General features: G+C 67.5%; 1 protein-coding gene. It reads right to left on the bottom strand.

Translation table 11 applies throughout. The features are described 5' to 3' along the window. On the bottom strand, positions 1 to 308 hold a 308-nt coding region (locus ACLZOT_RS51480), incomplete at both ends, for a hypothetical protein (protein WP_416976176.1).

Genomic DNA, 308 nt, shown 5'->3' with positions numbered 1-308 from the left:
CCAACTCAGCCGACAACAACCCCACATCCGCCCCCTCCACCACCGACCACAACTCGTCATCCACCCCACCCACCACCGGCTCACCCACCGACTCCGGCCAGTACCGCTCCCGCTGGAAGGCGTACGTCGGCAGATCCACCACCGCCCCCTGGCCCACTATCGCGGACCAGTCCACCGGAACACCGTGGGTGTGCAACCGGGCCACAGCAGCCAACAACTGCCCGGATTCGCCCTCACCCCGACGCAACGTCCCCGTCACCACCGCCGCCGGATGAGACTCGAACAGCGTCTCCTCCAGACTCGGAGTC

The organism is Streptomyces sp. 4F14 (assembly GCF_048159485.1).
In the GTDB taxonomy this organism is placed as follows: Bacteria; Actinomycetota; Actinomycetes; order Streptomycetales; family Streptomycetaceae; genus Streptomyces.
This window is presented reverse-complemented; position numbering and strand designations above follow the sequence as displayed.